This window comes from Ideonella sp. P3_A4 (assembly GCF_056403075.1).
This window is the reverse complement of the sequence record NZ_JBFUGE010000322.1, coordinates 1-6,942: the sequence shown is the minus strand read 5'-3', so window position 1 is coordinate 6,942 and position 6,942 is coordinate 1. Positions and strand designations below refer to the sequence as shown.

At 63.1% G+C, this 6,942-nt stretch carries 7 protein-coding genes; 1 reads left to right on the top strand and 6 read right to left on the bottom strand.

Going from position 1 to position 6,942, the window contains the following annotated elements; genetic code table 11:
* From AC1DYI_RS22770 to AC1DYI_RS22750, 5 genes are all read right to left on the bottom strand, one after another.
* The coding region (locus AC1DYI_RS22770) for a non-heme iron oxygenase ferredoxin subunit (protein ID WP_477206416.1) at positions 1–270 on the bottom strand (270 nt) is incomplete at its 3' end.
* Positions 271–278: 8 nt separating this feature from the next.
* Positions 279–752 (bottom strand): aromatic-ring-hydroxylating dioxygenase subunit beta, encoded by a 474-nt coding sequence (locus AC1DYI_RS22765; protein WP_477206415.1) that lies wholly within the window; start codon positions 750–752, stop codon positions 279–281.
* A 2-nt stretch (positions 753–754) separates the two neighbouring features.
* A complete protein-coding gene (locus AC1DYI_RS22760) occupies positions 755–2,017 on the bottom strand; it encodes an aromatic ring-hydroxylating dioxygenase subunit alpha (RefSeq protein WP_477206414.1) in 1,263 nt (420 codons plus the stop codon).
* A gap of 154 nt (positions 2,018–2,171) precedes the next feature.
* The gene (locus AC1DYI_RS22755) at positions 2,172–3,104 is read right to left on the bottom strand and encodes a LysR family transcriptional regulator (RefSeq protein WP_477206413.1); all 933 of its coding nucleotides are present in this window, start codon (positions 3,102–3,104) and stop codon (positions 2,172–2,174) included.
* Between the two features lie 120 nt (positions 3,105–3,224).
* A complete protein-coding gene (locus AC1DYI_RS22750; protein ID WP_477206412.1) occupies positions 3,225–3,857 on the bottom strand; it encodes an NADPH-dependent F420 reductase in 633 nt (210 codons plus the stop codon).
* A gap of 137 nt (positions 3,858–3,994) precedes the next feature.
* Between AC1DYI_RS22750 and AC1DYI_RS22745 the strand changes: the two genes are divergently transcribed.
* Positions 3,995–4,876 (top strand): LysR family transcriptional regulator, encoded by an 882-nt coding sequence (locus AC1DYI_RS22745; RefSeq protein WP_477206411.1) that lies wholly within the window; start codon positions 3,995–3,997, stop codon positions 4,874–4,876.
* A 67-nt stretch (positions 4,877–4,943) separates the two neighbouring features.
* Here the strand turns inward: AC1DYI_RS22745 and tuf are convergent, their stop codons facing one another.
* The gene (gene tuf, locus AC1DYI_RS22740) at positions 4,944–6,140 is read right to left on the bottom strand and encodes an elongation factor Tu (protein WP_477206410.1); all 1,197 of its coding nucleotides are present in this window, start codon (positions 6,138–6,140) and stop codon (positions 4,944–4,946) included.
* Positions 6,141–6,942: the final 802 nt, after the last annotated feature.

Genomic DNA, 6,942 nt, shown 5'->3' with positions numbered 1-6,942 from the left:
GCGCAAGGCCTCGGTGGCCGGGGCGCAGGTGGGTTGGCCCGAGCGCACGTCGAACTTGCCCTGGTGGAGCGGGCATTCGATCTCGTGCCCTTCGAGGAACCCATCACAAAGCCGTGCGTGGCCATGCGTGCAGACGTTGTCGGTCGCGTAGATTTGGCCGTCGACGCTGTACAGCGCAATGTCCCGGCCCGCCACGGCCATGCCGACCACATCGTCTTGTGGCACGTCGTCTTCGGCGGTCGCGTCAATCCAGGTTGTCGTTGTCGTCATGGTGGTTCTCAGATCGGGTAGATGAGCGAGTTCGGGATCATTTCGCTGTCGTAGATGACCAGCCGCGATGCGAACTTCAGGCCCTGCGGGGTCCTCACCACCTCGTCGAGCGTGCGACCGACGTTGAACACGGTCGACTCCTTCGACAGCCGGGTACGAAAGACGGCGTAGTTCGCTTCGCAGTGGAATCGCCCGTCGCCGCCGATCTTCCTCACGACCGGCGCGCCGACCACGTGCCGCTGGTAGTAGGGGTCGTGGAACAGCGTCTCGCGGATGCCGTAGACACGATCCTTCAGCATGCCCTTGCTGTCGAAGGCCAGGGTGGCGAGAGGAAAGCCGCGCTCATGGTTCTCGCGGGGCTGCAGCTTGTAGACGCACGCGTCGATGAAGAACTCGGGCCAAGCATCCCAGTTGCCTGCATCAATGGCGCTTGCGTAGTCCGCGTACAGCTGCGTCAGTTCGAAGTAGTCCTTGAAGTCCATGGTCACGCCTCCATCACTTTGCGCCAGTACTCGTACATGCCGCGGATCAGGGTCTCGGTGACCATGTGATCGGTGTCGCCCACCTCCGTGCCCCCCAACTCGGCCAGCGTGCGGTGGAATGGCTTGCTCTCGAAGCCTTCCTGCGACCATTCGATGACCTCGCCGTCGTCCGCAGAGACGAAGCCCGCCGGGCCGAAGAGGTTGGCCTGGCGGAGGCGCCGCTGCGTCATGTCCTCGCTGTCGTCTTCGAAGCCGAAGTGGGTCCAGACGAAATCGAATGCGCCGTGGCCGTCTGGCTGGATGTGCCGCGTCGAGACGCTGTTGACTTGCTGCTGGAAGATGACGCTCGGGAAGATGGTCGTCATCACGGCGGTCGGCCCTTCCCACCAGGGTTCCGGCACGATGTCGAGGAAGCGTGCATCGTTCAGCTGCATGCTGTCCTTGAAGCTCGACACCTGCGTGACCTGGTCCGATTTGCCGGCTGCTCCTCGCGTCGAAACCATCGCCGCATGACGGTGGCGGTCGTCCATCAGCAGTTTCGACTTGTTGTCGGCGCGCCAGAGGCCGAAGGTGACGAACCAGGTGTGCAGCAGCCCGGGGTGGTACGGGTCCTTGATGTTCTCCTGCATCAGCTTCCAGTTGCCCGGGATGCGCTGCCGGTTGTAGCCGAGGATCTTCAGCTGTCGGCCGTTGAAGAGGCGATCGAAGTAGCTCAGGATCACGGGGCCTAGAAAATCCTCGAGCGATTCGACGTCATGGTCGAAGGACGCAAACACCACGCCGCCGCGCGTAGCGACCTTCAGCTTGGTCAGCCCGTGATCGGTCGGCTTGAAATCCGCTGGCATGCCGCCGTTGACCTTGCCGTCCTGCTTCACGCCGCGTCTGAACGGCACACCCTGCAGGTCACCCGCCAGCGTGTAGTTCCACTGGTGGTACGGGCAGGTGAAGCTTTCGCGGTTCCCATGCCGCTCGCGGCAAAAGGCCATGCCGCGGTGGGCGCAGACGTTCTCGACGACATGGATCTGGCCATCCTTGTCGCGCACCATGAGGACCGAACGCTCACCGATCACCGTGCGCTTGAAATCGCCCGCGTTCGGGATCTCGGCCTCCAGCCCGACGTAGCACCAGTGATTGGCATAGAAGAAGCGTTCGAGCTCCTTCTTGTAGATGTCCTCGTCGGTGTAGGCCTGGAAGGGAATGCGGCTCGTGCCTTCTGACTCCCAACGAATCCGWTGAGGAAACACCGTGACGGGGCATTCATGCATGACTGTCTCCTGATGTGGATCCGGCCGTTCTTTGCGCCTCTGAAGGACGCGTTGAACTTGGGACGCATCATTCGTCCGGCCTTGACATCAGTCAATGCAATGGAATGTATGTGCCACATCACCAGCGTGAATGTGGCTGCCAGCCATGGGCCTGCTACGTGTCGACTGAACGAGTCGTCGTCTGATCGTCGCCGAACAGCTCGAAGACCATCCCGCGCAACCACTGGTGCACGGGCGAGCGATGCACTTTCGCGTGCCAGAACACATTGATGGCCACATCGGGCAGTTCGACCGGATGCGGTCGATGCGTGAGGCCGAACGGCTCAACCAGACTGTCCGCCAACCGTTCAGTCACAGTGGCCACGAGATCCATGCGACGCAGGATGTGGCCGACACTGACGAAGTGAGGCACGGTCAGCCGGACGCTGCGCTCGATGCCCGCCTTTCGCAAAAGCTCGTCCAYTTTCCCGTGCCCCGTCCCCGCGGAGACGATGACCAGGTGCTCTGCCGCGGTGAAGTCGGCCAGCGTGATGCGCTTGCGATCCAGCTTGTGCCCCTTGCGGAAAAGGCAGACATACCGCTGAAGGAAGAGGCGCCGCTTGAAGAAACCGCCTTTCAGCTCGGGCAGYGGGCCGATGGCGAGATCCACCTTCCCCGATTCCATTTCCTCACGAAGATTGGTCGCTTGGTTGCGCACGGTGCTCAGCGCGACGCCCGGCGCTTCTTGCCGGAGCCTTTCCAACAGCTTGGGAAGGAACACGATCTCGCCGATGTCCGTCATTCCGATCGTCAGCGATCGTTTGATGCTGGCAGGGTCGAAGTGCGCCTGCCGGTTGAGGCCATCGCGAATCATGGCCAGCGCCTGGCCGACGGGCTCGGCCAGTTGCTCGGCGAACGGGGTCGGCACCATCCCCGCCGGCGTTCGCACGAACAACTCGTCGCCGAACAACCGGCGCAGCTTCGCCAGCGAGTTGCTCACCGCAGGCTGCGTCAGCCCAAGGTTGTCGGCCACTTTCGAAACCCGCCGCTCGACCATCAGCTGATGAAACGTCACCAGCAGGTTCAGGTCGATGTCGGCGAGTTCCATGTGGGATCTTATGACTGGCGGTGATGCATCGTATTCGCTTGACTCCAGGCCGCTGGTGGATCCTCTGGGTGGACCCTGAGAGCGTTGTGCGTCGACGATGCTTTCGATGGCCGAAGAGACTCAAGCCTTGCGAATCCAGGCCGGCGCGATCGACGTGCCCTGGCCTGCGCCATAGCCGAAATAGATGTTCAAGCCGGCCAGCGGTTCGAGGTAGCGCGCGTTCTTGAGACCACCGGCGTCGACGACGTCGAAGCCCATGCTGTCAGCCAGGGCCGTGGCGGTCTGCTTGGCACGCGGGCTGTCGCCGGCGATGAAGACGCTGACCTTCTGGCCCTTGCCGAAGTTGGCGCCGTCCGCCAGTACCTGGGCGAACACCGTGTTGAAACCCTTGACGACTTCGGCGCCAGGAACCGCCTTGGCAATCTCTTCAGCCGCCGATGTGCTGTGCCCCAGGGTCAAGCCCATGTAGTCGGCCGTCAGCGGGTTGGTGATGTCGATGACGACCTTGCCCTGCAGATCACCCACGGCCAGCAGGGCACCGGCGGCGTCGGCATAGCCGGTGGCCAGCACGACGACGTCGGCACCGGCTGCGGCACCGGACGTCGCGACCGCTCGGGCACCTGGGTTGTTCGCGGCCACCTGGGCGGCCTTGGCGGCGTCACGCGCCGTGACGCTGACCTGGTGGCCGGCACGGACGAGTTGCTTGACGAAGGCCGAGCCCATATTGCCGGCGCCGATGACGGTGACTTTCATGATCTGTCCTGGTGAAAGGCAGCGAACTGCTGCGGTGAAATGGACTGTAGAAGTCCAGGTTTGATAGATAAACAGCCCGCGCAGTCACTCACCATCCCGAATGCCGGGACAATAGATGCATGGACAAGTTTCAAGAGATGCGCGCCTTCGTCAGCGTGATCAGCGAGGGCAGCTTCGTCCGTGCAGCGGACGCCTTGAATCTTTCCAAGACGGCGGTGTCCCGGCTGGTAGGCGATCTGGAAGGCCGGCTCGGTACGCGGCTGCTGCAGAGGACGACGCGCAAGCTGTCCTTGACACAGGAAGGCGAGGTCTTCCTGGAGCGATGCAAGGGCCTGCTGGATGGCCTCGAGGAAGCTGAGGCAGAGCTCAGCACACACACGGGAGAGGTCATCGGGCAATTGCGCGTCAACGCGCCGGTGACGTTCGGGCTGATCCACCTGGCGCCGCTGTGGCCCCGGTTCATGGACAGGCATCCGAAGGTGACACTCGAGGTGTCGCTCGCCGACCGGCAGGTCGATTTGGTCGAAGAAGGCTACGACCTGGCCGTCCGCATCGCCCGGCTGCCGAGTTCATCGCTCGTCAGCCGCAAGCTCGCGGCGACGCGCCTGGTCCTGTGCGCATCGCCCGAATACCTGCGTCGCCATGGCACGCCCACGCACCCATCCGAGATCGCGCGTCATTTGGTCATCAACTACACCTTGCTGGCGACGGGAGACCACTGGGAATTCGAGGGCCTGCAGGGCCCTGTCCACGTGACAGTGCAGCCTCGTATGCGCACGAACAGTGGCGACACTTGCTGTGCGGCCGCGATGGGCCACCAGGGCATCGTGCTGCAGCCGTCCTTCCTCGTGGGCGCGCTACTGGCCTCGGGCAAGCTCGTGGAGGTCTTGCCGCAGTACCGTTCGATCGAACTCGGGGTCTACGCGCTGTACCCGAGTCGCAAGCACCTGACGCCCAAAGTACGCGCCATGGTTGATTTCCTGGTCGATGCGTTTCGCAGGCCCGACTGGCCGGATTGAGGGCAGGCAAAAAAATGCCCTTGCCGCTTCACAAAGAAGCGACAAGGGCAAGCAGCGCATCGGCCCTTCAGCCGAACACTTCGGTCACAACACCTGCGCCGACGGTCTTGCCGCCTTCACGCATCGCGAACCGCATGCCGTTCTCGATGGCCACAGGCTTGTTCAGCTCAAAGCTGATTTGCGCCTGCGCACCGGGCTCGACCATGCCAGTCTCCGAGTCGACGTGAATGACACCGGTCACGTCGGTCGGCCCGAAGAAGAACTGCGGCTGGTAGCCGGAGCCGAACGGGGTGTGGCGCCCACCTTCGTCCTTGCCGAGGACGAAGATCTGCGCACGCCCCGTCCGGTACGGCTTCACGGCGCCCGGCTTCACGACCACCTGGCCTCGCACCACGTCGTCGCGCTTGACGCCGCGCAACAGCAGGCCAACGTTCATGCCGGCTCGCGCTTCGGCAACGTCCTTGTGGAACGATTGCACGCCCGTGACGACCACCTGGCCGTCGTCGGCCGTGCTGAGGCCGACGATTTCCAGGCTGTCGCCGACGCGGATCACGCCCCGCTCGACACGGCCGCTGACCACAGTGCCACGGCCCGCGATGGTGTGCACGCCTTCGACCGGCATCATGAACGGGCCGTCGTAGTCGCGAACCGGGTCAGGAATGCGCGAGTCCAACGCGTTCACGAGCTCGATCACGCATTGCACGTCCGGGCCGTCGAGGTCGCCGCGCTCGGCGGCGGCCAGCGCCTTCATCGCGCTGCCGAACACGAACGAAGCGTCGCGATAGCCGTGCGCCTCCAGCAGCGTGCCGATCTCCATTTCGATCAGCTGCTCGATGTCTGCGCGGTCGCCGTCGGCAACGAGGTCCATCTTGTTCACGAACACCACCATGTGCCCGACGTTGACCTGACGCGCCAGCAGCACGTGCTCGATGGTCTGCCGCGCGGCGCCTTCGGTGCCGTCCACGAGCAGGATCGCGCCGTCCATTTGCGAGGCGCCGGTGATCATGTTCTTGATGTAGTCGGCATGCCCCGGGCAGTCGATGTGCGCGTAATGGCGGCGATCCGACTCGTACTCGACGTGCGAGGTGTTGATCGTGATGCCGCGCTCGCGCTCTTCCTTCGCGTTGTCGATCTGTCCATAGGACAGCGCACGGCCGCCGATGCGCGCGGCCTGCACGAAGGTGAGGGCGGCCGTCAGCGTGGTCTTGCCGTGATCGACGTGGCCGATGGTTCCGACGTTCACATGAACCTTGTTGTTCATCATTTGATTTCTCCAGTTGCGGTGAAAAGCCGATCCGATTCGCTGGCCAGGCGAAGCGGTCGGCGGGTTGTCGGCGCGCGCGCGCCGAAWTCGAGATGCCCGCCCTTCAAGCGAAAGTTCGGGCGAAAAAAAACCTGCGGGGTGGACCACCCGGCAGGCTCATCTGCCTGAAGGGTGGACCCTCCAGGCGCACAGGGACCTGGAGGCTCTACACGAACCACTCCACTGAGTCGAAGCACAGCACCGCGCATGCGGCGCGTGCAACGGAAAGGAGGTCTTGTTCGGGGCTCATGTCCAAATCGTCAATTGAGTCATCAAAAACAAAAAACCCGGTGGCTTGCGGCCTACCGGGTCTTGTGGAACTCAGGAGGCCGAGCCTCCGGACGTGTGGGGCTCTAGGAAAGCAGTTCGACGCAATAACGGCGCGACGCATCCGCCGCAGCGGTGCGGATCGTCGAGACGTCTTGCGAGGTTGAGAACTGTTTCATCGGATTTCTCGTGCGATTGTTCGCTGGCATTGCGCAGTGAACAATTTTCGGGACGGGCAGACTAACACCGCGATGCCGATCCAGCAACAGAAGCGTTGCACGCACACAGCATTGATTGCCTTCACGCGGACGGCGACTGGGGCGCGTTCATGACGCCAGACCTCAATCGATCAACGCGGAGCTGCACCTTGTCATGGCCCGGCGCCATTTCCGATCGATTCGATACCTGACGAGGTTGTCGAATTTTTTGACCCACGACACTGACGACCAATAGCGTTGAAGTTGGGGCAGAAGGACGGGGGCGCCCTGCGCGGCTA

Bases quoted from the DNA above. Each gene is read 5' to 3' on its own strand.
- AC1DYI_RS22765 (WP_477206415.1), bottom strand. From the start codon at position 752: ATGGACTTCAAGGACTACTTCGAACTGACGCAGCTGTACGCGGACTAC.
- AC1DYI_RS22750 (WP_477206412.1), bottom strand. From the start codon at position 3,857: ATGAAAGTCACCGTCATCGGCGCCGGCAATATGGGCTCGGCCTTCGTC.
- AC1DYI_RS22745 (WP_477206411.1), top strand. From the start codon at position 3,995: ATGCGCGCCTTCGTCAGCGTGATCAGCGAGGGCAGCTTCGTCCGTGCA.
- tuf (WP_477206410.1), bottom strand. From the start codon at position 6,140: ATGATGAACAACAAGGTTCATGTGAACGTCGGAACCATCGGCCACGTC.